This window comes from Pararhodospirillum oryzae (assembly GCF_007992075.1).
GTDB lineage: Bacteria > Pseudomonadota > Alphaproteobacteria > Rhodospirillales > Rhodospirillaceae > Pararhodospirillum > Pararhodospirillum oryzae.
On the sequence record NZ_BJZO01000005.1, the window covers coordinates 35,856 to 59,657 of the forward strand.

Consider the following 23,802-nt stretch of genomic DNA (forward strand, 5'->3'; position numbering starts at 1 on the left):
AGATTTCCTGAATTATCTTGATATCAAGAGAGTTGGGAGGTTCCGATGTCCAGGGCCGTGGATGCCTGTCTTGCCGCGCTGGCCCCTGTTGTGTGGGGGTCCACCTATATCGTCACCACGCAGATGCTGCCGCCGGGGTATCCCCTGACCACGGCGCTTCTGCGCGCCCTGCCGGCCGGCCTGCTGCTTTTGCTGCTTGCGCGCCGCCTGCCGCCCAGGGCGTGGCTGGGGCGCCTTTTGGTGCTGGGCGCCTTGAATTTCACCATCTTCTGGGCCGCGCTGTTCGTGGCCGCCGCCCGCCTGCCCGGGGGCGTGGCGGCCACGGTGGGCGCGGTCCAGCCGTTGATGGTGCTGCTGCTGGCGCGGGCCTTGTTGGGCACGCCCATAAGCGCGCGCGGCCTGGGGGCGGCCGGGGTGGGCATCGCGGGGGTGGGCCTGCTGGTTCTCGGCCCCGGGGCCGGTCTGGATGCGCTGGGGGTCGCGGCCGCTTTGGTGGGGGCCTTTTCCATGGCGTGCGGGGTCGTGCTGACCCGCAAGTGGCAACCTCCCGTGCCGGCGCTGACCTTCACCGCCTGGCAACTGTGCGCGGGCGGGATGTTGCTGGTGCCGCTGGCGCTGGCGCTGGAACCGCCGCTGCCGCCGCTGGACTCGGTCAATATCGCGGGGTTCGTGTGGCTGGGCGCGGTGGGCGCGGCCCTGACTTATTTTTTCTGGTTCCGGGGGATCGCGCGCCTGGGCCCCGGCGTCGTGACCGCGTTCGGCTTTCTCAGCCCCGTGAGCGCCGTGGTCCTGGGCTGGGTGTTTTTGGGCGAGATCCTGACGCCGTGGCAAGGGCTGGGGGCGCTCATCGTATTGGGATGCGTGGCGGTGGGCTCCCGTCCGGTCCGGCCTCCAAAGCGGGGCCCCGTCCTTGCGGCGAAGGCCGTGCTTGCCCATGATGAGAGGGAAGAGGAAAACGGAGCCCGGCCATGCACGCCTTGTCGTTCGATACCCACGCCTCGGTCAAGCGCATGAGAGCCGTCGGCCTGACCGAGGGGCAGGCCGAAACCTTGACCGACCTGTTGCGCGACGCCCAGGCCGCCGCCGTTGGCGACCTGGCCACCAAGGCCGACCTTGTGCCGCTTGCGACCGATGGTCAGGCGCTGAAGGCGGATGTTCAGAGCCTCAAGGGAGACGTGCAGGTCCTGAAAGAGGACGTCCGGGGCCTGAAGGCGGATGTCCAGGTTTTGAAGGCAGACGTGCAGGGCCTGAAGGAAGATGTTCAGGTCCTGAAAGAGGATGTTCGGGGCCTGAAGGCGGATGTTCAGGTTTTGAAGGCAGACATGCAGGGCCTGAAGGGAGACGTCCAGGCTCTGAAAGAGGATGTCCGGGGCCTGAAGGGGGCGTTGGAGGCCGTCGAAACAACGCTTCGATCAGAGATCAAGGGAGGGGCGGCAACCCTTCGATCCGAAATCCGCGAGGTGGAGACAACCCTTCGATCCGAAATCCGCGAGGTGGAGACAACCCTTCGAGGCGAGATCCACGAGTTGGAGACAACGCTTCGCTCTGAAATTCATGGAGTCGAGACAACGCTTCGAGGCGAGATCCGCGACGTTGAAACCAGGTTGGAAGCCCGGATCAAAACCGAGATCGCCGACGCCAAGACCGATCTCATGAAATGGATGGTCGCGACCATGCTGGTGCAGACCGGTCTGATCCTGGGGCTGATGAAGCTGTTTGCGTAGAATGAAGCCCCCCGGCGGCGGCGTCGCGGGGGGCGCACGGGCGGATCAGGCCTCGTATTCCGAGAACACGCCCTGGCCGCCGGGGAACAGGCCGTGGGCGATGGGGCGCAGCCACACGGTTTGACCGGGTTCGGGGGCCGGGGCCGGAGCGGGCAGGGCGACTTCGACCGGGCCGTGATGCCCCCCCACGCTTACTTCGATGCGCAAGGCGTCCAGGCGGCGGCGGATGGCCTGGACCGTGCCCGGGATCGCGCCGTCGCTGTCGTCGGTGAAGCGGAAGTCGTGCGGGCGCACGTACAGGCGCGCCGGGCCGTCGGGGACGGGAGGCGCCGGGGGCAAGGCCAGGGCGCGGTCGCCCAGCCAGGCGGTGCCCTCGCGCACCAGGACCGCCAGCATGTTGGTATCGCCCAGGAAGCCGTACACGAACGGGGTCGCGGGGCGCAGGCACAGATCCTCGGGCGTGCCAATCTGCTCGATGATGCCGTCGCGCATCACCACCACCCGGTCGGCCAGTTCCAGGGCTTCTTCCTGGTCGTGGGTGACGAACACGGTGGTATGGCCGGTTTCATCGTGCAAGGCGCGCAGCCAGCGGCGCAGGTCCTTGCGCACCTTGGCGTCCAGGGCGCCGAAGGGTTCGTCCAGCAGCAGCACCGCCGGATCAATGGCGAGCGCCCGGGCCAGGGCGACGCGCTGGCGTTGACCGCCCGACAACTGGGCCGGGAAGCGGTGGTGAAGCCCCCCCATCTGCACCAGCTCCAGCAGCTCGCGGGCGCGGGCCCGGCGCTGGGCGCGGGAAGGGCGCTGGCGGCCGCGTCGCACCGCGAGGCCAAAGGCGATGTTGTCTTCAACCGTCATGTGGCGGAACAAGGCGTAATGCTGGAACACGAAGCCCACGTTGCGCTCTTGCACCGGGGTATCGGCCATGTCGGCGCCGTTGAACAGGATCTGGCCGGCGTCGGGGCGTTCCAGACCGGCGATGACGCGCAGCAAGGTGGTCTTGCCCGATCCGGACGGGCCCAGCAGCGCGATCAGTTCCCCGTCGCCGATGGTCAGCTCGACGCCGCGCAGGGCCGGGAACTGGCCGAACTCCTTGTGGATGCCCTGAATGTCGATACGCATGAAACAGCCTCTCCCGTGATCGGCGGGGCAGGGCGCGCGCCCTTTTCGGGGAGGGGCGCGCCAGCACGAAACAAAAACGATTCAGTGGCCGCGCCGGGCCATCAGGGCGTCGCCATAGCGCCATTCCAGCAAGGTTTTGAGAACCAGGGTCGCCAGGGCCAGCACGGCCAGCAAGGAGGCCACGGCGAACGCGGCCACGGTATTGTATTCATTGTACAGGATCTCGACTTGCAGGGGCATGGTGTTGGTGAAGCCCCGGATCCGGCCCGAAACCACGGCCACCGCCCCGAATTCCCCCATGGCGCGGGCGTTGCACAACAACACGCCATACAGCAGGGCCCACTTTACATTGGGCAAGGTCACGCGCCAGAAGGTTTGCCAGCCACTGGCCCCCAGGGACAAGGCGGCTTCCTCGTCGCCGGTGCCTTGTTCTTGCATGAGCGGGATCAGTTCACGCGCGACAAAGGGGACGGTCACGAACATGGTCGCCAGCACGATGCCAGGCAGGGCAAAGACCACCTGAAGGTCGTGGGCCTGAAGGAACGGGCCCAGCACCCCATGCGCGCCATAGACCAGCACGTAGACGAGGCCGGCGATCACCGGCGAAATCGAAAACGGCAGGTCAATCACCGTGATGAACAGGCTCTTGCCCGGAAACTCGAACTTGGCGATGGCCCAGGCGGCGGCCAGCCCGAACAGGGCGTTCAAGGGCACGCTGAGCACCGCGACCAGAAGCGTGAGGCGGATGGCCGACAGGGCCTCGGGGTCGGTCAGGGCGGCGACGTAGCCGGGCAGGCCATCGGCCAGGGCCTCGGCGAACACGCTGATCAGCGGGGCCAGCAGCACCAGCAGCAAGAACAAGACGGCGCCGGCGATCAGCACGGCGCGGGTGGGCGCGGTTTCGGTGGTCGGCGGGTGCCAGCGGCCACGACGCCGCGAGGGAAAAGCCCGCGCGGCGGAAGGTCCGGGCGTCGGAGAAGCGGGGGCGGGGGGCATGGGATGATCCACGGCTACACTCCTCCCAGGCGGCGCCGGCTCCAGGCCTGCAACAGATTGATGGCCAGCAGCAAGACGAAGGCAATCACCAGCATGACGACGGCCAGCGCCGTGGCACCCGCGTAGTTGTACTCGCCCAACTGGATGACAATGAGCAACGGCGCGATTTCGGTGCGGTAGGGCAGGTTGCCGGCGATGAAGATCACCGAGCCGTATTCACCCACCGCGCGCGCGAAGGCCAGGGTGAACCCGGTGAGCAGGGCCGGGGCCAGCGCGGGCAGGACGACGCGGCGCAGGGTCTGCCAGCGGCTGGCGCCCAGGGTGGCGGCGGCTTCCTCCTGCCCCTTGTCCAGATCCTCCAGCACCGGCTGGACGGTGCGCACGACAAAGGGGAGGCCAATGAAGGTGAGCGCGACCACCACGCCCAGCCACGTATAGGCCACCTTGATCCCAAGCGGGGCCAGCAACCCGCCCAGGGGGCCGTTCACGGCGTACAGGCTGCTGAGCGCGATGCCCGCCACGGCGGTGGGCAGCGCGAACGGCAGGTCAACCACGGCATCAAGCAGGCGCCGGCCGGGGAAGCGGTAGCGCACCAGCACCCAGGCGGTGAGCGCCCCGAAGCCCACGTTGATGAAGGCCGCGACCAACGAGGCGCCAAACGACACCCGCAAGGCGGCGATGGTGCGCGGATGCGTGACCAGGGCCCAGAAGGCTTCGGGGGTCAGGCCGGCCGCGCGCAAGAACACGGCCGCCAGCGGCAGCAAGACCAGAAGCCCCAGATAGAACACGGCGAAGCCCAGCGTCAGGCCGAAACCCGGCAGGACACTGGGGCGTCGTCGCGGCCAAAGCCTCGCGAGGGGCCGCGACGACAAGGAAGCCTGCCCCGTCATTGGCCAGGGGGCGCGGTGATCTGATCGAACAACCCGCCGTCGCCAAAGTGGCGGGCCTGGGCCTCGGGCCAGCCGCCGAACAGCGGGTCGTCGATGGTGATCAAGGTGGTGGCCGGGAAGCGGGCGATGTCCTGGGGCGCCGCGAAGTCGGGATGGCGCGGGCGGTAGTAGTGGCGCGCCGCCAGGGCCTGGCCCACCGGCGAATACAGGTAGGTCAGGTATTCGGTGGCCACCTCGGTGGTGCCGTGCTTTTCGGTGTTGCCCTCGACCACGGCCACGGTGGGTTCGGCCAGGATGCTGATCGACGGCACGACGATTTCGTACTGATCCGGGCCCAGCTCGTTCAAGGCCAGGAAGGCCTCGTTTTCCCAGGCCAGCAGCACGTCGCCCAGGCCGCGCTTGGTGAAGGTGGTGGTGGCCCCGCGCGCCCCGGTGTCAAGCACCGGCACGTGACGATACAATTCGGCGATGTAGGCGCGGATTTTGTCCTCGTCGCCCCCGAACGTTTGCGCGGCCCAGGCCCAGGCGGCCAGGTGGTTCCAGCGCGCTCCCCCCGAGGTCTTGGGGTTGGGGGTGATGACCTCGACGCCCGGTCGGATCAGATCATCCCAGTCCTTGATCGCCTTGGGGTTGCCGGCGCGGACCAGGAACACGATGGTCGAGGTGTAGGGCGCCGAATGGTCGGGCAGGCGCGCCTGCCAGTCGGCCGGCACCTTGTCGGTGCGCTTGGCAATGGCGTCGATGTCCGAGGCCAGGGCCAGGGTCACCACGTCGGCTTCCAGGCCGTCGATCACGGCGCGGGCCTGGGCGCCCGAGCCGCCGTGCGACTGGCGGATCTCGATATCCTGCCCGGTTTTCTCTTTCCAGTGAGCAGCGAAAGCCAGGTTGTAATCCCGATACAGCTCGCGGGTCGGATCGTAAGACACGTTGAGCAACGGCGCCTGGGCCAGGACGGGCGTCGCGGCCAGGACGGCGCCCCCCACCAGGGCAGCCCGCACCAGGGCCAGCGGAGTCAGGGTGCGAAACACGCGCATGAGGCACCTCGGCTTGCATGAAAGGGGAAGGACGTTTTTGTCGATCAAATCGATAGACTGATAGGGTTCTCCTGTCAAGCGCTCCCTCGCTTTCAAGGGGAGGGAGCTGCCTCAATTTCGTCAAATTATAGCCAGGGAGTCCGGACGGAAAAGGCAAACCGGAATCGGTTTTGGGCAAGGCAGGGGAGCGCCCGGCGCAGGGGCGCCGTGCGGCTGGTGCAAGGGCAAGGACGAAGGGGGCGGGGGCTTGCTTGAGCCGGGCGGCTCAACGGGCCCTTCCAGGGTCTGCCCCGGCGACCGCTTCCGGTCGCCGGGGAGGAGGATCATGGCGCGAGATCAACGCCGGTGAAGGTGGGGCCCCCAAACGGGGAAACGGTCCAGCCGGTGACCGAGCGGCGGATGGGCTGCACGATCAGGCTTTGGGTCAGGGGCAGCCAGGGCATCTGATCGGCCACCACCGCCATCGCGTCCCGATAGAGCCGGGCCCGCTCGGTGTCGGATCCCGCGATCCGGGCCTTGCGCACCAGGTCGTCGAAGGTTTTGTCGCACCAGCGCGCGACGTTGGTGCTGCCCACCGCCTCGCAGCCCAGCAACACCCCCAGGAAGTTGTCGGGGTCGCCGTTATCTCCGGTCCACCCCATCAAGACCACCTGCGGCTCGCCCGCGCGGACCCGCTTCAGGTAGTCGCCCCAGTCGGGCGACTCGACGCTGACCGAGACACCGGCGGCTTCCCAATCGGCGCGCAGGCGTTCCCCCACCCGCCGGGGCTGGGGGAACGCGGGGCGTTGCACCGGCATGACCCACACGCCAAGAGCCAGTTTTTGCACTCCCGCCTTGGTCAGGGCGGCATGAAGCGGGGTTTCGGGGCCCTCGGGTTCCGCAATCGTCTCAGAAGGCGGGGCGGGGGGTGGCACGGCCTTGGGCGAGGAAGCCGGTTCCGGCGGCGAAGGCGGGCTGGCGGGGGGGGCTTCCACGGGCAGGGACGCCGCCATCGCCTTGGGGGACGCAGCCCCTTGGGGCGTTCCCGGCTTGAGCGGCGCCGGCTTGGGGGCCAGGGGCGCCGGGTTCTCGGCGTTGGCGACAGGGGGGGGCGGCGCGGGATCCTCGGCTAGTGCCGGGGCCGGTTCGGGGGCGGCGGCCTCGGCGGGGCCCGCTTGCGTCTGGCCTGTCGCGGGCTCGGGGAGAGGCTCGGGAGCGGCTTCCTCGGGGCTCGCGGGCGCCGCAGCCAGCCAAAGGGCATCGGGCAGGGGGCCCGTGGCCGCCAGAACGCTGAACGGGGGCTGGCTCGCCACCACCGCGTTGCGATCAACCAACTGGGCCAGGGCCCGGCGCACGGCCGGGTCGTTCAAGGGGGGCTTGGTGGTGTTGAAGGCCAGGTAGCCCAGCGACAGCCCCGGACCCTGGGCGAGTCGGACCGACCGGTCCAGCAGCAGGGTTTCCATGTCGGGTGGCGCCGGGGGGGCGATGACGTGGCAGGTTCCGGCCTGCAAGGCCTGGGCGCGCAGGGTCGAATCGGGAATGACCCGGATCATCACCCCGTCCAGGGGCGGGCGTCCGTCCCAGTAGGCTTCGTGAGCCTCGAAGCGCAAGGCGTCGTCCCGGGTCGTGCCGCGAAACACGAACGGCCCGGTGCCCACCGGCTCGCGGTCGAAAACGTCGGGGCTGCCGGCCTTGAGCAGCGCCTGGCCATATTCGGCCGACTGGATGGCGGCAAACGCCAGCGCCAAGGTGGCGGGAAGGGGGGCCCAGGGCCGGGTCAGGCTCAGGCGGACCGTGTGATCATCCACCTTTTCGATGCGGTCGAGGAGATCGGGCAGTCCGAGGGCGGCGAAGGTTTCGTACACGCCGCCCGAGAGCGCATGATAGGGGTGGTCGTCGCGCCACTGCCGGCCCAGGGACCACACCACGTCCTCGGCGTTGAGGGGGCGCGAGGGCCGGAAGCGTTCGGTGGTGTGAAAGGCCACGTCGGAGCGCAGGAAGAAGGTGTAGGTCTTGCCGTCGGCCGAGACCTCCCAGCGTTCCGCCAGGGCGGGCTCGACCTGGGTGGTGCCGGGACGAAAACGGGTCAGCCCTTCAAACACCGTGCGCCCGAAGGCATCGCGGGTCGCGGGGGCGGTCGAGAGGGCCGGGTTGTATCCTTCGGTCGGACGGTCGGCGCAATAGACCAGGGTCCTGGCCAGGGCCGGCTCCGCCATCACAAGCGAAGCCATGGCTCCCATGCCCGCGAGAAGGCGACGCCAGGTGTTCATGAGTGTCTCTCCCGCCGGCTGTCCCGGGCGTGGGGGCGGGGCCCCGTGCCCTTTGGGGAAGACCGGTCTTCCAAGGCGAAACCCGCGAAAAAGGGGAAGCCGCCGTTTGAAGGGCTCAACTGGGAACGGAATACGGCAGCGCGTCCTGGTCTTGTCTCGGTGACGAGGGGCGCGCGCCGAAGTCTATCCGCTTCAGGGGGAGACGGATAGATCCCTCTGTTTAAATTGGTCTTTTCGGGGAAAGCGGTACCCACTTTCCCCCGACAAACTCTAGAAATGGGTTTTGGGGAAAACCCGCACGGCGATGCGCCGGTTAAGTTCCTGGTTCAGGGGAATGGCCTGGCCGTCGGGGGTGCGGTTGGGCACCTTGGGCGCGATGTCGGCGTAGGCGATGGCCAGCACGCGTTCCTTGTCCACGCCCTGGTCCAGCATGAACCGCACCACCCGGGTCGCCCGCGCCCCCGACAATTCCCAGTTCGAGGGGAACTGGGCGGTGCTGATGGGCGTATCGTCGGTGTGGCCCTGCACCTCGATCTGGAAGCCCTGGTAGCGGGGTTCGTTCAAGGTGGCGATGATCTGTTCCAGAACCGGAGTCGCCTCCGGGCGGATCTCGGCCGAGCCGGCGGCGTAAAACGCGCTGGAGGCAAACTCGATCACGATGCCGTCCTGGTCCTGGCCCAGACCCACGACATCCTCGATTTGCAGGCTTTTGATGACGTCGCCGGTTTCTTTCTTAAGCTCCTCGATCGGCTTCTTGACCTCGCGGTTGCCGATGCCTTTTTGGATGCCGGCCTTGACCTGCTCAAACAAAACAGCGTCCACCTTCGAGATGGACGCCAGCATGATGAAAAACGCGAGCAGCAGGGTCGACATGTCGGCGAAGGTGACAACCCAGGAGTCCGAGTCATCCTCTTCCGCCTGCGGCGTGCCCCAGGGATTGCCCTTGAACGCCATGGATCCTATTCCTCGTCCTTGGGCTGCTCGCGGCCGCGCATGCGATCGATGCTGAAGTGGATCGCCGGATCAAGATAGCTGTTCATCTTGTCTTGAATGTAGCGCGGGCTTTTGCGTTCGGCGAGCAGGGCCAGCCCTTCGGTCACCAGATAGTTGCGAAACCGGATGATTTCCTCGCGCTGACGGATTTTCGACGAGGCGGGCAGGAACACCAGACGCTGCGCCAGCACGCCATACAAGGTGGTGACCAGGGCCACGGCCAGACCCGGGCCCAGGGCCGAGGGATCGGTGCCCATGTGATCGAGCATGATGATCAGGCCCACCAGGGTGCCGATCATGCCGAAGGCCGGCGCCGTCGCGCCCATGTTGCGCAAGATGTTGGCGGGCACGGTCTGGCGTTGAAAGGTACTTTCCACCGTGTTGGCGAGGATCTCGCGGACTTCCTGGCCGGTGTACCCGGAAATGACCAGATCAATGCCAAATCCCAGGAAGCGATCCTGGCGGCGGATCCTCTGGGCGTCGGTTTCCAGTCCCGGCATGCCTGTTTTCTGGATCACGTAGCCCCAGCGAATAATACGCCCCACTTCGTGGGTCAAAATGCCGCGCGTGATTTCGCTATGAAAAACAATGGAGCCCATGACCCGCAGGGCGCTAAAAACATAGCGCGGTTCGTAAGAAACGAACGTGGCGGCAAAAGTACCGCCCAGCACCATGATGAAGCTGGCACCATCAATGAAGGTGGAATAATTGTCCGTACTGAGCACAACGGAAAGGATGAACAGACCGAAGCCGAACAGTACACCTAAAATTGTCGCGAGGGACATGCCGGACCGCCCACTCCTGCCAGTGCTTCCGGTCGGAAGCTCGCCGTCTGCCACCGGATGAGAGTGTATACATAATTTTCCCCAGGGCAAGGGCGGGCATCCCCTCCGCGTCCCCTGTCCCCAAACCGGTTGCACCGGTGGCCTTGGAGCCGTGTCCGTTTTATAGTGCCCGCGAAACGGGGAGGAGCCTTGCCCCCTTGGGGGCGGGACAGGGGAGGGCATCGTGGTCGACGATGGCGTTGAACTGAATCCGGACACACCGCAGGCACCGCCTCCGGCCCCTTCCCCCCGGGAGAACGCCTCTCCGAAGGCCCCGGCCCCGCGCGGGGCGCGCTGGCGCGGGCTCCCCTGGCGGCGGGGCAAGGGCAGGCCCAGCCGGCCCCGGCCGCGCCTGACGGTGCGCCAGGTGCTGCGCTCGGCGCGTTTGTGGGCCTTCGTGATCTTGTGCGCGGCGGTGGTGATCCGTCTCGTGGACCCGGCCCCGGTGGAGTTCCTGCGCTCCAAGACCTTCGATTTTTTCCAAAAAATGCAGCCGCGTCCCACGCAGCAAAACGTCGTGACCATCGTGGACGTGGATGACCGCTCCTTGCAGGAGATCGGGCAATGGCCGTGGCCCCGGGTGATTCTGGCCCAGCTCATGGAACGGATCGCCGAGGCCGGCCCCCTGGTCGTGGGCTTCGACATGACCTTTCCCGAGGCCGACCGCACGTCGCCCGCGCGTCTGGCCGACTCCTTGGCCCTTGAGGATCCCGAGGTGAAGGCCCGCCTGGCCCGCCTGCCCGACAACGACGCCGTGTTTGCCACGGCCATCGGGCAGACGCGGGTGGTCCTGGGCATGGCGCCGTCGGCCAGCAGCGGGCAAACCCAGTTTTTCGAGAAACCACCGTCGTCGGTCGCCACCTTGGGCCACGACGTGACCCGGTTCCTGATCGATCACCGGCACATGCTGTTCAACCTGCCGGTCCTGGACGCCAGGGCGGTGGGGCGCGGTGTGTTCTCGGTCGAGGGCGAGCTGGACGGCATCGTGCGCCGGGTTCCCATGGCGGTGCGGGTGTCGGCCGACGATCAGATCTACCCCTCGCTTTCGGTTGAAATGCTGCGGGTGGCGATGGGGGCCAGCAACATCTTGCTGCGCGCCAAGCGGGAAGGAACGCTGGAAGGCATCCAGGACATGGCCTTGCGCGCGCGCCAGCCCAACGGCCGGGTCTCGGTGATGGAAATCCCCCTGGACGAGGCCGGACGCTTCCAGGTTTATTTCTCCCGCTACGATCCCGCCAAATACGTGAGCGCGGCCGACGTGCTGGCCGGGCGGGTGCCGGCCGAGCGGCTGCGCAACCACTTCGTCCTGATCGGCACGTCGGCGGTGGGCCTGCTCGACATCAAGACCACGCCCACCGAAAGTTTCCTGCCCGGGGTCGAGGTTCACGCCAACATCTTGGAAAATTTCCTCTCCGGCCAGATGCTCAAGCGCCCGCGCAACGCCGTGGACCTGGAAGCGTGGGGGACCTTGGGCATCGGGGTCTTGCTGATCGTGCTCGTTCCCATGATCGGGGCGCGCTGGACCTTGACCTTGCTGCTGGTCGTGGTCGGCGCGATTGGCGGGTCGTCGTTCTGGCTGTTTCGGGAAAGCCTCCAGCTTTACGATCCGGTGTATCCCAGCCTGGTCGCCATCGCCTTGTATGTGTACCTGACCTACGCCGGCTACACCCGCGAGGAAGCCCAGCGCCGCCAGGTCCGCGACGCGTTTTCGCGCTACATGTCCCCCGCGCTGGTCGAGCGCCTGGCCGCCGATCCGACCCGCCTGAAGCTGGGCGGTGAAATGCGGGAAATGACCTTGATGTTTTGCGACGTGCGCGGCTTCACCACCATTTCGGAGCTGTTCGACGCCGAGGGGCTCACCCGCCTGATCAACCGCTTCCTCACCCCCATGACCGACGTGATCCTGGCCCGTCACGGCACCATCGACAAATACATGGGCGATTGCATCATGGCGTTTTGGAACGCGCCCCTGGACGACGCCGAGCACGCCCGCCACGCCTGCCGCTCCGCCCTCGCCATGATTGACCGCCTGAGCGGCCTGAATCAGAGCCTGGAGCAGGAAGCACGCGACGAAAACCGTCGCCACGTGCCCATCAACGTGGGCATCGGGTTGAACTCGGGGCCGGTGTGCGTGGGCAACATGGGCTCGGATCAGCGCTTCGACTATTCGGTCCTTGGCGACACCGTCAACCTGGCCTCGCGGCTGGAAGGCCAGTCCAAAACCTATGGCGTGACCACCGTCCTGGGCGAACTGACCGCCTCGCAGGTGCCCGACATGGCCCAGATCGAGCTGGATCTGATCCGGGTGAAGGGCAAAACCGTGCCGGTGCGGATTTTCGGCCTGATCGGCGACGAAACCCTGGCTCAAACCCCGGCTTTCCTGGCGGCCAGGGCCGCGTGCGCGCGCCTGCTCGCCGCCTACCGGGCCCAGGACTGGAAGGGGGCCCGCGCCGCCCTTGAGGAAGCGCGCGACTACGCGGATGCCTTCCATCTGAAAGGGTTCTTGGACCTTTATGGCCATCGCCTGGATGCCTACGAAGCCGATCCGCCGGCAAGCGACTGGGATGGCGTGTACGTGGCGACCACCAAATGAACCCGGAGCGCGCTTCGGGCGGGAGGCCTTTTTCCCACGTGGGCATCTCCTCGGGCGGGGAAGGGCTTTTCTTGTCCCCGTCCCTGGCGCGATAATAACGGTTCCATGCCAGAGAGCGGTTCAGTTCGGATAGCGGGCCGCCCGTTTCTTTGTTCCTGGTCTCGCCCCCCCTCCAGACGAGCCGTGTCCCATGATTGTGCCCGATTTCTTCCCGTCGGCGACCGTGATGAGCCTGATTGGCGTGGGGAGCGCGCTGGCTGTCGGCCTGGGGGTGGGGTGGTGGCGGGGGGGCGGCCGGCGGGGCGGAGGCGTCAGCACGGCGCTGACGGCACCCGATTCCCTCGTTCATGCCTTGTGCGATGGTCTGGTGGTCGTGGATTCGCAAGGGCGGATGACCGACCTTTCCCCCGGGGCCGTGGCCTTGCTGGGCGTGGATCCCGAGCTTCTGCGCGACCAGCCCGTGGCCCTGGTGATCCCCGCCCTGGCCGGTGGCTGGCCCGTGCCCGCCGCGCTGCCCCAGCACCAGGAGCATGGCGCCGACCCCCTGGTGCTGCATGGCGTGCGCGGCGACGGCCGGCGTGTTGCCCTTGAGGTGCGCATTGTCGATCTGGAAGCGGGCGGGCCCGGGGCGGGCAGTGTGTTGTGCCTCAAGGATGCCAGCGCGCAGGTCCTGTGCCAGGGTCTGGCCGATCTGACCGTGGCCCTTGAAACCGGCCTTGATCAGCCCCTGGGCGCGGCTGGTCTGGCGCAAACCCTGTGCGAGCGCGTGGTCGCCTTGCTGGAGTGCCCGCTGGCCTGGGTGGGGGTGATGGACCACGAGGGGGCCTTGCGGGTGGCCGGCAAGGCGGGCGGGGCCGCGCCGGATCTGCCCGAGATCCCTGAAACCGTCGCGGCCGCCGCGCCGCTGGAAGGCGCCAGCCGGGTGCCGGCCACGACCTCGTGCCGCATGGGCCGGCCCGTCCACCTCCTGGTCGAGGAAGGGCCGGAGTGGGCCCGGGCAACCGGGATCGCCGATCTTGTCTGCGTGCCGCTGTGGCGCCAGCGCGACGTGATGGGCATGCTCTGCCTGGGCTGGGCGAGCCCGGTGGGACTGACATCCGAGGTTTCGGCGGCGCTCGAAGCCCTGGCCTTGCGGCTGGGCGCCACCTTGGCGCGGCTGCGCGAACGCGATCACCAGCACCTGCGCGACCTGGCCATTGGCGCCGTCGTGAACGCGATTTTCGTGAGCGACGGCGAGGGCCGCATTGAATGGGTGAACGAAGCCTTCGTTCAACTATCCGGCTACCGTGCCGAGGAACTGATCGGGCGCGTGCCGGCGGTGTTGCAGCCGGGCACCACCGACGCGGTCGAACTGGAACAGGTGTGGGCGGCGGTGCGCGCCGGGCGGGTCTGGCGCAGCGAGATGACCGAACGGCGCAAGGACGGCCGGACCTACGTCGTCAACCAGAGCCTGACCCCGGTTCTGGACGAAGCGGGCGGGGTGCGCCATCTGGTCGCGGTCCAGGAAGACGTGACCGCGCGCAAGCGCACCGAGGAACGCATCCGCCAGCTGGTCAATTACGATTCCCTGACCCGCCTGCCCAACCGGGTGCTGTTTCGCGACCGGCTTGACCAGGCGGTCCATCACGCGCGCCGCGCCGGCCAGGGGCTTGCGGTGCTGTTCATCGATCTCGACCACTTCAGCCGCATCAACGATACCCTGGGCCATGCGGTGGGCGATCTGTTCTTGATGACCATCGCCTCGCGCATCAACGCGGCGGCCGAGAAGGCCGACACGGTGGCCCGGATCGGGGGGGATGAGTTCGCCTTGATCCAACTGGGGGTGGCCGGTCCCGATGGCGCGTCCGCCGTCGCGCGCCACATGCTGGAGGTCATCCGCACGCCCGTGGACCTGGGCAACCACGAGGTCCGGGTGGGGGCGAACATGGGCATCGCCATCTATCCGCAAGATGGCACGGATCCCGACACCTTGATCCGCAACGCCGACATGGCCCTCTACCGGGCCAAGCGTTCGGAAAACGAGCATTGCCTGTTCTTTTCCCACGAAATGAACGCGGAAGCCGCCGCCCGTCTCAGCTTGGAGGGGGATTTGCGCCGGGCCCTGGCCCAGGGCGACCAGCTGGCGGTTCATTTCCAGGTGCAATACGATGTCCGCACCGCCCGGCCCTCGGGGGCCGAGGCCCTGGTCCGCTGGACCCATCCCACCTTGGGGCCGATCCCGGCCTCGACCATCATTGCCGTGGCCGAGGACAGCGACCTGATTCACGAACTGGGCGACTGGGTTCTGCGCTCGGCGCTGGCGCATTATGCCCACTGGCGTCAACGCGGCTGTCCCCGGCTGCTGATCGCCGTCAACCTGTCGGCGGTGCAGTTTCGCAATCGCGGGCTGGTGGAGCGGGTGCTTTCGGTCCTGCGCGAATACGGCGTGCCTCCGGAAGACTTGGAACTGGAACTGACGGAAAGCATGCTGATGCAAGACGTCACCCAGGCCATCGTGCTGCTGGAGGCCATCTCCCGCGCGGGAATCCGTCTGGCGATTGACGATTTTGGCACCGGGTATTCGTCGCTCAGTTATCTGAAGCGTTTCCGGGTGGACCGGTTGAAGGTGGATCAGTCGTTTGTCCACAACCTGGGCAAGGAAGGCAACGACAGCGACAATGACGCGGTGATCGCGCGGGCCGTCATCAACCTGGGCCACAGCCTGGGGCTGGAAGTGATCGCCGAGGGGGTGGAAACCCAGGCCCAATACGAGTATCTGCGCGCCCAAGGATGCGATTCCGTCCAGGGCTTTCTGTTCGCCCGGCCCGAACCGGCCGACACGGTGCTGGGCAATCTGGTCCCCAGGGCGTCCGGGGACGCGGGCCCGGCGTAGGGGGGCCCGGAAAGCGGAAAATGCCATCGGGAGAGGAGGGGGCGCGCTGTCCCCCGTCGCTCTCCCGACGGCCCGCGCCGACCTATCCGAACACCACGTGCGGCAGCCAGGTGGCCAGCTCCGGCACCAGGGACAGCAAGGCAAGCGCCAGAACCTGGATCAGGATGAACGGCACCACGCCGCGATAAATATGCATGGTGGTGATTTCCGCCGGCGCCACGCCCCGCAGGTAGAACAGGGCAAAGCCAAAAGGCGGGGTCAGGAAAGAGGTCTGCAGGTTCATGGCCATCATCACCCCCAGCCAGACCGGATCCAGGCCCATCTTCAGCAGCACCGGGCCCACGATCGGCACCACCACGAAGATGATTTCGATAAAGTCCAGGAAGAAACCCAGGACGAACATGACCAGCATCACGACCAGCATGGCGCCCACCACGCCGCCGGGCAGGCCGGTCAGGAACTGATGCACGATCTCCTCGCCGCCCAATCCCCGGAACACCAGCGAGAACAGGCCGGCGCCAATGACGATGACAAACACCATCGACGAAATTTGAACGGTGGCGCGGGCGACTTCCATCAAGGTCCCGGTCCGGCCAATGCGGATCAAGGCCACGGCGAGGCCCCACACGACCCCGGCCAGGCCCACGGTGGCGGCCGCGATGGCCAGGCCGTCGGCGAGGCCGATGGTGGTGCGCATGACCCGCAGGTCGAACAGCTCGACCATGGCCAGCATCAGCAAGACCCCGAGCCCGGCGGCCTTGATCGGACGCGAGGAGCCCCCGGGCGCGCGCAACCCCGCCAGCAGCAAGGCGCCAATGGCGCCCAGGGCGGCGGCTTCGGTGGGGGTGGCCACGCCGACCAGGATCGAGCCCAGGACCGCGACAATCAAGACCAGGGGGGGCATCAGGGCGTGCCCGATCCGCGCCAGGGTTTCCAGGCGGCCGGCGGTGGGGGTGTCATCCTCGATGGCCGGGGCGTGCGACGGGCGCAGCCAGGCCACCACGGCGATGTACGCCATGTACAAGAAGACCAGCAGCAGCCCCGGCACCAGGGCGCCCGCGAACATGTCGCCCACGCTGACCGGATCGGGCGACCAGTTGCCCAAGGCGCGCTGGGCATCGGCGTAGGCGTTGGAAATCTGATCGCCCAGCAAAACCAGGACGATGGACGGCGGAATGATCTGGCCCAACGTGCCGGCGGCGCAGATCGAGCCGCAGGTCAGGGCCGGGTCGTACCCCCGGCGCAACATGGTGGGCAGCGACAAAAGCCCCATGGTGACGACGGTGGCGCCCACGATGCCGGTCGAGGCGGCGAGCAAGGCCCCCACCAGGCACACGGCCAGCCCCAGGCCGCCACGCAGCGAGCCAAACAGGCGGCCCATGCTTTCCAGCAGGTCCTCGGCAACCTTGGAGCGCTCCAGCATCACGCCCATGAACACGAACAACGGCACGGCAATAAGCACGTCGTTGGTCATGGTGCCAAAAATGCGCTGGGGCATGGCACTGAGGAAGGCAACGTCGAAGGCCCCGATCGCGGTGCCCACAAGGCCAAACACCAAGGCGGCGCCGGCCAGGGTGAACGCCACGGGAAAGCCCAGCAGCAGCAGGCCGCAGGTGGTGGCGAACATGACCAGGGCATAAATCTCGCGTTCGAAAAAGGTCATGAGCGCGGCTCCCTGGCCGATTCGAAGGCATCATCCAGGCCCGCGAGACACAAAATCGAACGCGCCACCACCGAAACCGCCTGGACCATCAGCAACCCGGCGAAGACCAAGATGACGGACTTCAACAGGTACAAGAACGGCAATCCGCTGGTTTCCTTGGATCCCTCGTGCACGGCCCAGGCATTGGCGACATAGGGCCAGGACACGTAAAGAACCAGGATGCAAAACGGAATCAAGAAGAACAAGGAGCCCAGCAAGTTAACCAGGGCTTTCTTGCGGGCCGGCGCCTCGCGGTAAAAGATGTCAACGCGCACATGGCCGTCCTCGACCAGGGTATAGCCGGCCGCGACCATGAACAGCATGGCGTGCATGTACAAAACCGATTCCTGAAGCCAGACAAAACCCAGGCCGTACACGTAGCGCAGGACCACGACGGCGAACTGGACCAGGACCATCAGCACGGCAAGTCCGGCCACGGCGTGCCCGATGGCCGTGTTGAAGGCATCCAGGGCGCGCGAAAGGCGGTGCAAAAAGAACACCGGAACCTCCCGGAAAAAAAGGGATGGAAGCAAGGCGGGGCCGGGGAGGCGTGCATGCCGGCCGACCGCGCGGTGGGGGAGGGGCACACCATCCGGCCTTTGCGCGGCAAGGTCAAACCCGATCGCCCCCAGGGCAACCGCGTGAACCGATTGCCCTGGCGTTTTTTCGAGGCCCTCAAGCGTCGGGCGCGCACTCCGTGCGCCTGGCTCGCGCGACACAAGCCGCGCGCCGCCGTCGCGGCGTTGAGGAACCCTCTTTCAAAGGCGTCCAGGGCTTCACCGGATTGCCCTGCGATCGCCCCGAAATCCGCCCGATCGGGGAGAGCCCGCCAGGGACTCCCCCGTTTGAGGGAAGAGGCCGGCGCCAAGGTTGCGGACCCGGCCCCGGTTCGTTTCAAGGCCGGGGCCGGGCCTGCGAAAACGCTTAGTAGGTAAAGGGCAGGGCGCGCGCGTTGGCGTAGGCCTGATCGGCGATGCGGCTCCAGCTCACCATCTTCTTGCGGAAAGCAAGGAAGCTCTCGTACACGCGGGTGGTGGTGGCGTCGCCGGCGGCGATTTCGCGCACCACGTCGCCCGACAACTGGCCAATCGCCTGGATGATGTCGTCGGACATCTTGCGCACCTCGACGTGATGGTCGTTGACCAGGGTTTGCAAGGCGTCGGCGTTGCGGGTGTTGAACTCGGCCAAGCCGTAGTCGTTCTCGGCGCCGGTCGCGGCGGCGATGATGGCCTTGTCCTCGTCGCTCAGGCTGTTCCAGAACTTGAGATTGACGGCGGCCGAGATGATGGCGCCAGGCTCGTGGAAGCCAGGGTAGTAATAATACTTGGCCACCTTGTAGAAGCCAAACGCCAGATCGTTCCAGGGACCCACCCATTCGGTGGCGTCGATGGCGCCCGATTGCAGGGCCGGGAAGATTTCGCCCCCGGGCAGGTTGACCACGGTGGCGCCCAGGCGGCGCAGGATTTCGCCACCCAGGCCGGGCATGCGCATCTTGAGGCCCTTGTAGTCCTCCAGCGTGTTGATTTCCTTGTTGAACCAACCGCCCATCTGCACGCCGGTGTTGCTGGTGGGGAAGGCCTTCATGTTGAAGCCGGCCGACAGCTCGTCCCACAGGGCTTGCCCGCCGCCATGGTGAACCCAGGCGTTCATCTCGGTGGCGGTCAGGCCGAAGGGCACGGTGGAGAAGAAGTTGAAGGCCTTGGACTTGCCCTGAAAATAGTAATCCGAGCTGTGATACATCTCGGCGGTGCCGTTGGAGACGGCGTCGAAAACCTCGAACGCGGGCACCAGTTCGCCGGCCGAAAACACCTTGACGCTGAGGCGTCCGCCGCTCAGGCGGGTGATGCGCTGGGCCAGACGGTCGGCGCTGGTGCCCAGGCCCGGAAAGCCCTTGGGCCACGAGGTCACCATCTTGATCTCGCGCACGCCCTGGGCCAGGGCGGGACGGGGAAAGGCGGACTGGGCGGCGGCGGCGCCGGCCACGGCACCGGCGGCCGCGGCGGCGCCAAGGAAGTCACGACGGTTCATGGACAGATCTCTCCCTGCTGATGGACCGGACCCGGCCCGCGCGCGACGGTCCTGGAGTCCGTCACGGGGGCGTTCCGGCCGCCGGGGAGTATAGGGGCCGCCAGGGAAAAGAGGCAATGGCGCCCACGGCTCCGCCCGGGCTGGGAGGGTCAGGCCGGTGTTTCCGGGGTTGAGACCGGGGGGGCGCTCGGTTGGCGGCGCGGCGGGATCCGCTCGTCCAGGCCGGTGACCAGTCGCACCACTTCTTCCAAGGACAGGTCGTCGCCCTCGTCCACGTCCAGGGCCGGAGCCTTGGGATCGACGCGCACCGGCTGGTGACCGTGATAGCGCCACGCCCGCGCCAGGGGGTTCGCGCGTCCGTCCAGGCTGACCTCGGTCGTGCGGTAGCCCGACAAGGTCAGCACCACCCCGTGCGATTTGTCGTCGCACACGATGGGAACGCTACGCCCGCTGTCGTCACGCCACAAGGCGATGCTCCAGTTCTCGGGTCGGGAAGGGGATCGGGTCTGATTGCTGCGTCGCATCAAGGCGGCCGAAGTCAAGGTGAGCACCGACGACCCCGGGTCCTCGGCCAACGCGGTGGCGTAGCGGGCCGACCAGCGTTCGGGGATTTGCGGACCATCCATGAGCAGCACAAAAACCAAACTAGGCGCCATGGCGCGCAAAATGGGATGGCAGGGATCGACGCGGGCCAGATCCTCGCAGATCATGGCCGCGAAAGTGGAGGTGTCGCGAAAGACGTTGACGTGCACCTCGCGTTTGGACAGGGGGATATCCTCCCACCAGACGTAGCGAGGATCCAGGGCCGAGGCCAGGGCATACGTTGAAATCTGCCCCTCGTCCAGGCGCCACCGGTGATGTTTGGAGCGGCTTGTGGAAATGCCATACCGGACCGAACCATCCCCGTTTTGACCCTCCTTGTGGGTGAAAACGGTGGAAAAGGCAAAATTTCCGGGAGCGGATCCGCAGTTTTCACTGGCTCCTGCTACAATGAACTCAAGCTTTGGGCATGTCTTTGAAAGTGTGTGAACCAGCTCCTGGTAGCTTTCCCAGTCCAGGGCGTATTCCGGAAATATAATGCCGTGAATGGCCTCGACGTCGTGTTTCGCAGCCACGATCAGATGTTTTGTAAAACGAATCAAGGCCCGGCGGCGGGCCTTCTTTTCCCTTTTTTCTTCCTCCTCGCTTAACCCCCGTGGTCCATGCAGCCAGGATTGGCGAATGGAGAAACGTCCCCAAGGCATGGTTCCATGTAGCTTCTGTTCCTGGATTTGATCCGGACGCAGATAGCGCGTGCCCTTTATCCAACGCGCTGAAAGCCTGAAAGGGTATGGGATCAGCAAGATATTTAATGTCGCTCCATCGTCATTTTGCAGGCGGTACGGTGGTTGATGCCAGATACCCCGAACAATTCCTCTGGGTGGGAGAAGCGCGAGGTGAAGAGTAAGGTTCCTGAGAGAGCATCCGATATTCGCGGATCTTGATTTACTTTGGACACAAGCGACATCGTGATCAACCATGATGCATATGCTGTTATTCTGCGAAGAAAAATTGACGTGAATGGGATTAATTTCTTCGCAGCTTTCTTCGTTTTCACTCGTTTTCGTTGCAAAATTTTCTTTTATGTTTTTTATTAAATCTTCGTATTCTTTTCTGTTCGAACTTGACAGAGTGAGGGCTGTCCAGGAACTCGGGGTGTTCTGTGGGGGGGGGACGGCCGGATCATGCGTCGGTTTCGACGAGATGGGACCATCGGAGGTCGAACGGGCGGAGCCATGCCCGACATCCGGACACGCATGATCCGCGATGACCATGAGGTTGTAGGCGAGCACCCACCACGCCGGAGCGGGGCGCTGAGGGGCGTGGTGCAAAAAAATCAGATCATTGGCGTGAGCCCCAAGCTCGCGCCACAAATCCAGGACCTTGAGCGGCAGGGAAGGAGTGGAACGCCACTCTTTTCCCGCCTTGAGACAGATGGTGTGCTCGTTCTGGGTGCGGTGAAACAGCGCCGGACCCACGGGAAGGTCGGGGGTCGATTCCGGGGCCAGGTAGTGATAGGCGCCCGCGAGATCGAGCAAGTACGCCGCCGCGGCAAAAAGATCCGGGGGAAAATTGGGACAAGGCGGCCAAGCCGGGAGAGACGCCGTGTCTTGCGAAACCGATCCTGTCTCGTCCCCCTTCGTATCCGATGCCGGGTCGGGAAAAAACTGGGTTCCATCTGGAAAGAGGCGGAAAATGACATCGGAAATTCTCAACGATTTCTGGGACGCTTTCTTGGGCACGCTATGGCTCCATAAAGATGTCGTGGAGGCACGCTGGTGGCGGAAGCGACGGGAAGAACGGCTTTGGCCCGAAATCTGCATGGTCGCGTCAGGCATGCTTGTCGGCATACCCGTAGAAATAGATGTTGTCAATAATGAGGAGCTAGTGTACCCAGGGTGTCGGAAAAAACGACAAAAAGCAAGAAATGCTCGTTTTACGATAAATTCGTGAATCTTGTACCCGGATTGACTCGATTCCATCATGTGTCGCCTCCGGCAGTGGCCCCGGTTTTGAATTTTTTCGAGGAGGGCTTGCCGAACCGGTCATGCGCATCGACTTGCGGACTTTAGAAGAGTAACGTCCCGTCTTCATCAGAGGACCCTTTCCCGCCGCCAGTTCGGACAAGGCAGAGAAGCCGCGTGACGGCTGGTGTGGGCAGAAGCGTCCCGGTCCGGGAATTCGGGTGGACGGCACAACAAAAATATGACCTGGGTGGTCGGACGCGGGACGGCTTTCGTAAGTTGGAATGACACTGGGGAAGTCCCAGAACGGGAGGGTGATCGATGCCAGTAGTCAAGGATATCGGATGGCTGGAGCTGGAGCTGGAGGCGGCCCGGCAAGCCGAGAGGGAATTGAAGGCACGGCTGAAGGATGCCTATGGCTCCGAGGAAAGGGCTCAGGCCTTTTTGGATGCCTTCGACCGCAATCGCAGGGCGTGGACCGAACCCGCCGAGGAAGAAAATTGTTCTTGCACCCGTGAAGCCGCACGGGCGTCGGCCTGATGGGCTTTGGGGTTGCCCCGGGGAATGGGCTGACCTGACCGCCTGAACGGCTGCCTTCGATGGGCCGGTTGGGCGGCAAGACGGTTTTGTCCGTCATTCCCGGATTTTTCCCCTTAATTCTTCTCCCCTTATTTTCGTGCTCGCGGGCGTGCTCCCTTCCCCCGGCGGGGGCCGGAAGCCCCTTCCCCTTGTCCCGCTATCCCGCGTGCGCGTGGGTGACCGGTTCGGGGACCTGGGTTTCCAGGGCAAGGTCGATCATGCGCAGGAAAACACCCGTTTCCTGGGCGCCCGAGATGGCGTAGCGGCTGTTGAAAATAAAGCCGGGAACGCCGCTCATGCCCATGTTGTGCAAGCGGGCGTTTTCCGCCACCACGTCGGCGACCCCCTCCAGGCTGGTCAGGCGTTCTTCCACCCGGGCCGGGTCCAGGCCTTCGGCCGCGCCGATCGCCACCAGTTCGCTGGTCGCGCCGATGTCGCGCCCTTCCACGAAATAGGCCCGGTACAGATGGTCAAGCAGGGCCTCGCGCTGGGCTTGGGTTTCGCCCATGAAGACAAGCAGGTGGCTGTCGATGGTGTTGGGGGTGCGGGTGATGCGCTCGAAATGCAGGTCAAGGCCAACCTGACGGGCGGCGGTCTGCGCCGCTTCCAGGATGCGGCCCGCGCGCCGGGCGCCCCCGAACTTGCGTTCCACGTACTGGCGCCGTTCCATGCCGGCGCGCGGCATGTCGGGGCTGAGCAGGAAGGGGCGAAACCGCAGCACGGGGGCCACCGCCGCGCGGCTTCCCAGGGCCAGCCGCAACCGCTGTCGCCCGATGTAGCACCACGGACAGGCTGTATCGTACACGAAGTCAATTTCCATCGAATCCGCCGCGCGATCCAGGAGAAGCCATCGACCCAGGGGTTCCCTTCACATAGGCCGTGCCACGGGTCGGGTCAACCAAGGCCCGTCTTTTCTTGGGGGCATGGTTGCCTGGGGCGATGGTTTGGCGTGGAGTCCTCGGCCGGGCCTTGGTATATCCCCGCCGGTCCTTTCCCTTCAAGGCAGGCTTCCCATGCCCTCGTCCGTGCCGTCGTCCCCTCGCACCCGTCTGGTGCGCCGTCCCGAGCGCGCCAATCATGATCCGGCTGCCCTGCGCGCCGTGCTCGACAGTCAGTTTGTCTGTCATCTCGCCTGGCAGTCCGAGGCGGGGCCGGTGTGCGTGCCCACCTGTTACGGGCGCCTGGACGAGACCTTGTACCTCCATGGGGCCCCGGCCTCGCGGCTGATGGCGGCGGTGCGCCAGGGGCCGGTGCCCGTGTGCCTGACCGTGAGCGTGATCGATGGCATCGTGTTCGCGCCCCGGGCCTGCGGCCATTCGCTCAACTTCCGTTCGGTCATGGTCATGGGGAACGCGACCCTGGTCACCGACCCCGAGGAAATCACCCGCGCGCTGGCGGCGCTTACCGATCAGGTGACGCCGGGGCGCCTGGCCGAATGCCGGCCCATGACCCCGGCCGACGCCCGGGGCGTGGCCGTGCTGGCGCTATCCCTGGCCGAGGCCTCGATGAAGCAGCGCCAGGGCGGGCCGTCGCAAACCGACGATCCCGACCAGCCCACCGATTTCCCGGCCTGGAGTGGCGTCGTGCCCTTGTCCGTGGTCGCGGGAACGCCCGAGCCCGCCGGTCCGCCGCGCCCCGAGCCGCCCTCGCTCGCCCGTCTCGCCGCCCGCTATCCGCGCCCCTGATCCCCGGACC

At 66.1% G+C, this 23,802-nt stretch carries 18 protein-coding genes; 6 read left to right on the top strand and 12 right to left on the bottom strand.

The features are described from left to right. Positions 1-45 precede the first annotated feature (45 nt). Together ROR02_RS01605 and ROR02_RS01610 are read left to right on the top strand one after the other, a co-directional pair. The gene (locus tag ROR02_RS01605; RefSeq protein WP_147162257.1) at positions 46-1,014 is read left to right on the top strand and encodes a DMT family transporter; all 969 of its coding nucleotides are present in this window, start codon (positions 46-48) and stop codon (positions 1,012-1,014) included. Beyond that, positions 969-1,724, top strand: a complete 756-nt coding sequence (locus ROR02_RS01610; RefSeq protein ID WP_147162258.1) for a coiled-coil domain-containing protein — start codon at positions 969-971, stop codon at positions 1,722-1,724. Before ROR02_RS01605 ends, ROR02_RS01610 begins: the two co-directional genes overlap by 46 nt. A 45-nt stretch (positions 1,725-1,769) precedes the next feature. On the opposite strand, the gene ROR02_RS01615 is transcribed toward ROR02_RS01610, so the two are convergent. The 7 genes from ROR02_RS01615 to ROR02_RS01645 form a co-directional block, all read right to left on the bottom strand. Then, entirely contained in the window at positions 1,770-2,843 is a 1,074-nt protein-coding gene (locus ROR02_RS01615) for a sulfate/molybdate ABC transporter ATP-binding protein (protein WP_147162259.1), read from the bottom strand. Between the two features lie 81 nt (positions 2,844-2,924). Further along, positions 2,925-3,851: a sulfate ABC transporter permease subunit CysW gene (cysW, locus tag ROR02_RS01620; protein WP_246135348.1), complete on the bottom strand. Its 927-nt coding sequence runs from the start codon at positions 3,849-3,851 to the stop codon at positions 2,925-2,927. Between the two features lie 2 nt (positions 3,852-3,853). Further along, positions 3,854-4,711 (bottom strand): sulfate ABC transporter permease subunit CysT, encoded by an 858-nt coding sequence (cysT, locus tag ROR02_RS01625; protein ID WP_407672547.1) that lies wholly within the window; start codon positions 4,709-4,711, stop codon positions 3,854-3,856. A gap of 14 nt (positions 4,712-4,725) precedes the next feature. Further along, positions 4,726-5,763 (bottom strand): sulfate ABC transporter substrate-binding protein, encoded by a 1,038-nt coding sequence (locus ROR02_RS01630; RefSeq protein WP_147162261.1) that lies wholly within the window; start codon positions 5,761-5,763, stop codon positions 4,726-4,728. 323 nt (positions 5,764-6,086) lie between these two features. Then, entirely contained in the window at positions 6,087-8,012 is a 1,926-nt protein-coding gene (locus ROR02_RS01635; RefSeq protein WP_147162262.1) for an ABC transporter substrate-binding protein, read from the bottom strand. Positions 8,013-8,282: 270 nt separating this feature from the next. Then, complete coding sequence (locus tag ROR02_RS01640) at positions 8,283-8,966, bottom strand: OmpA/MotB family protein (RefSeq protein WP_147162263.1); 684 nt, start codon at positions 8,964-8,966, stop codon at positions 8,283-8,285. Between the two features lie 5 nt (positions 8,967-8,971). Further along, positions 8,972-9,790, bottom strand: a complete 819-nt coding sequence (locus ROR02_RS01645; RefSeq protein WP_147162264.1) for a motility protein A — start codon at positions 9,788-9,790, stop codon at positions 8,972-8,974. Between the two features lie 223 nt (positions 9,791-10,013). On the opposite strand from ROR02_RS01645, the gene ROR02_RS01650 reads away from it, so the two are divergent. Together ROR02_RS01650 and ROR02_RS01655 are read left to right on the top strand one after the other, a co-directional pair. Next, positions 10,014-12,422 (top strand): CHASE2 domain-containing protein, encoded by a 2,409-nt coding sequence (locus ROR02_RS01650; protein WP_246135349.1) that lies wholly within the window; start codon positions 10,014-10,016, stop codon positions 12,420-12,422. Positions 12,423-12,612: 190 nt separating this feature from the next. After that, positions 12,613-15,294, top strand: coding sequence for a sensor domain-containing protein (locus ROR02_RS01655; protein WP_147162265.1), 2,682 nt, complete (start codon positions 12,613-12,615; stop codon positions 15,292-15,294). Positions 15,295-15,376: 82 nt separating this feature from the next. On the opposite strand, the gene ROR02_RS01660 is transcribed toward ROR02_RS01655, so the two are convergent. The 4 genes from ROR02_RS01660 to ROR02_RS01675 form a co-directional block, all read right to left on the bottom strand. Continuing rightward, complete coding sequence (locus ROR02_RS01660; RefSeq protein ID WP_147162266.1) at positions 15,377-16,957, bottom strand: TRAP transporter large permease; 1,581 nt, start codon at positions 16,955-16,957, stop codon at positions 15,377-15,379. Continuing rightward, entirely contained in the window at positions 16,954-17,496 is a 543-nt protein-coding gene (locus ROR02_RS01665; protein WP_246135350.1) for a TRAP transporter small permease subunit, read from the bottom strand. The genes ROR02_RS01660 and ROR02_RS01665 overlap by 4 nt, the downstream gene beginning before the upstream one ends. A gap of 424 nt (positions 17,497-17,920) precedes the next feature. Next, positions 17,921-19,024 carry a TRAP transporter substrate-binding protein gene (locus ROR02_RS01670; protein WP_147162267.1) on the bottom strand — a complete coding sequence of 368 codons (1,104 nt, stop codon included), beginning with the start codon at positions 19,022-19,024 and terminating at the stop codon, positions 17,921-17,923. 149 nt (positions 19,025-19,173) lie between these two features. Further along, on the bottom strand, positions 19,174-20,139 hold the full coding sequence (locus ROR02_RS01675) for a hypothetical protein (protein WP_147162268.1): 966 nt from the start codon (positions 20,137-20,139) through the stop codon (positions 19,174-19,176). A 1,710-nt stretch (positions 20,140-21,849) separates the two neighbouring features. On the opposite strand from ROR02_RS01675, the gene ROR02_RS01680 reads away from it, so the two are divergent. Continuing rightward, positions 21,850-22,068: a hypothetical protein gene (locus ROR02_RS01680; RefSeq protein WP_147162269.1), complete on the top strand. Its 219-nt coding sequence runs from the start codon at positions 21,850-21,852 to the stop codon at positions 22,066-22,068. 196 nt (positions 22,069-22,264) lie between these two features. Here ROR02_RS01680 and ROR02_RS01685 read toward each other — a convergent pair whose 3' ends face one another. After that, complete coding sequence (locus ROR02_RS01685) at positions 22,265-22,912, bottom strand: DsbA family oxidoreductase (RefSeq protein WP_246135351.1); 648 nt, start codon at positions 22,910-22,912, stop codon at positions 22,265-22,267. 208 nt (positions 22,913-23,120) lie between these two features. Between ROR02_RS01685 and ROR02_RS01690 the strand changes: the two genes are divergently transcribed. After that, positions 23,121-23,792, top strand: coding sequence for a pyridoxamine 5'-phosphate oxidase family protein (locus ROR02_RS01690; RefSeq protein WP_147162271.1), 672 nt, complete (start codon positions 23,121-23,123; stop codon positions 23,790-23,792). Positions 23,793-23,802: the final 10 nt, after the last annotated feature.

Bases quoted from the DNA above. Each gene is read 5' to 3' on its own strand.
- ROR02_RS01630 (WP_147162261.1), bottom strand. From the start codon at position 5,763: ATGCGCGTGTTTCGCACCCTGACTCCGCTGGCCCTGGTGCGGGCTGCC.
- ROR02_RS01615 (WP_147162259.1), bottom strand. From the start codon at position 2,843: ATGCGTATCGACATTCAGGGCATCCACAAGGAGTTCGGCCAGTTCCCG.
- ROR02_RS01605 (WP_147162257.1), top strand. From the start codon at position 46: ATGTCCAGGGCCGTGGATGCCTGTCTTGCCGCGCTGGCCCCTGTTGTG.
- ROR02_RS01655 (WP_147162265.1), top strand. From the start codon at position 12,613: ATGATTGTGCCCGATTTCTTCCCGTCGGCGACCGTGATGAGCCTGATT.
- ROR02_RS01660 (WP_147162266.1), bottom strand. From the start codon at position 16,957: ATGACCTTTTTCGAACGCGAGATTTATGCCCTGGTCATGTTCGCCACC.
- ROR02_RS01635 (WP_147162262.1), bottom strand. From the start codon at position 8,012: ATGAACACCTGGCGTCGCCTTCTCGCGGGCATGGGAGCCATGGCTTCG.
- ROR02_RS01640 (WP_147162263.1), bottom strand. From the start codon at position 8,966: ATGGCGTTCAAGGGCAATCCCTGGGGCACGCCGCAGGCGGAAGAGGAT.
- ROR02_RS01680 (WP_147162269.1), top strand. From the start codon at position 21,850: ATGCCAGTAGTCAAGGATATCGGATGGCTGGAGCTGGAGCTGGAGGCG.
- ROR02_RS01690 (WP_147162271.1), top strand. From the start codon at position 23,121: ATGCCCTCGTCCGTGCCGTCGTCCCCTCGCACCCGTCTGGTGCGCCGT.
- ROR02_RS01670 (WP_147162267.1), bottom strand. From the start codon at position 19,024: ATGAACCGTCGTGACTTCCTTGGCGCCGCCGCGGCCGCCGGTGCCGTG.
- ROR02_RS01610 (WP_147162258.1), top strand. From the start codon at position 969: ATGCACGCCTTGTCGTTCGATACCCACGCCTCGGTCAAGCGCATGAGA.
- ROR02_RS01645 (WP_147162264.1), bottom strand. From the start codon at position 9,790: ATGTCCCTCGCGACAATTTTAGGTGTACTGTTCGGCTTCGGTCTGTTC.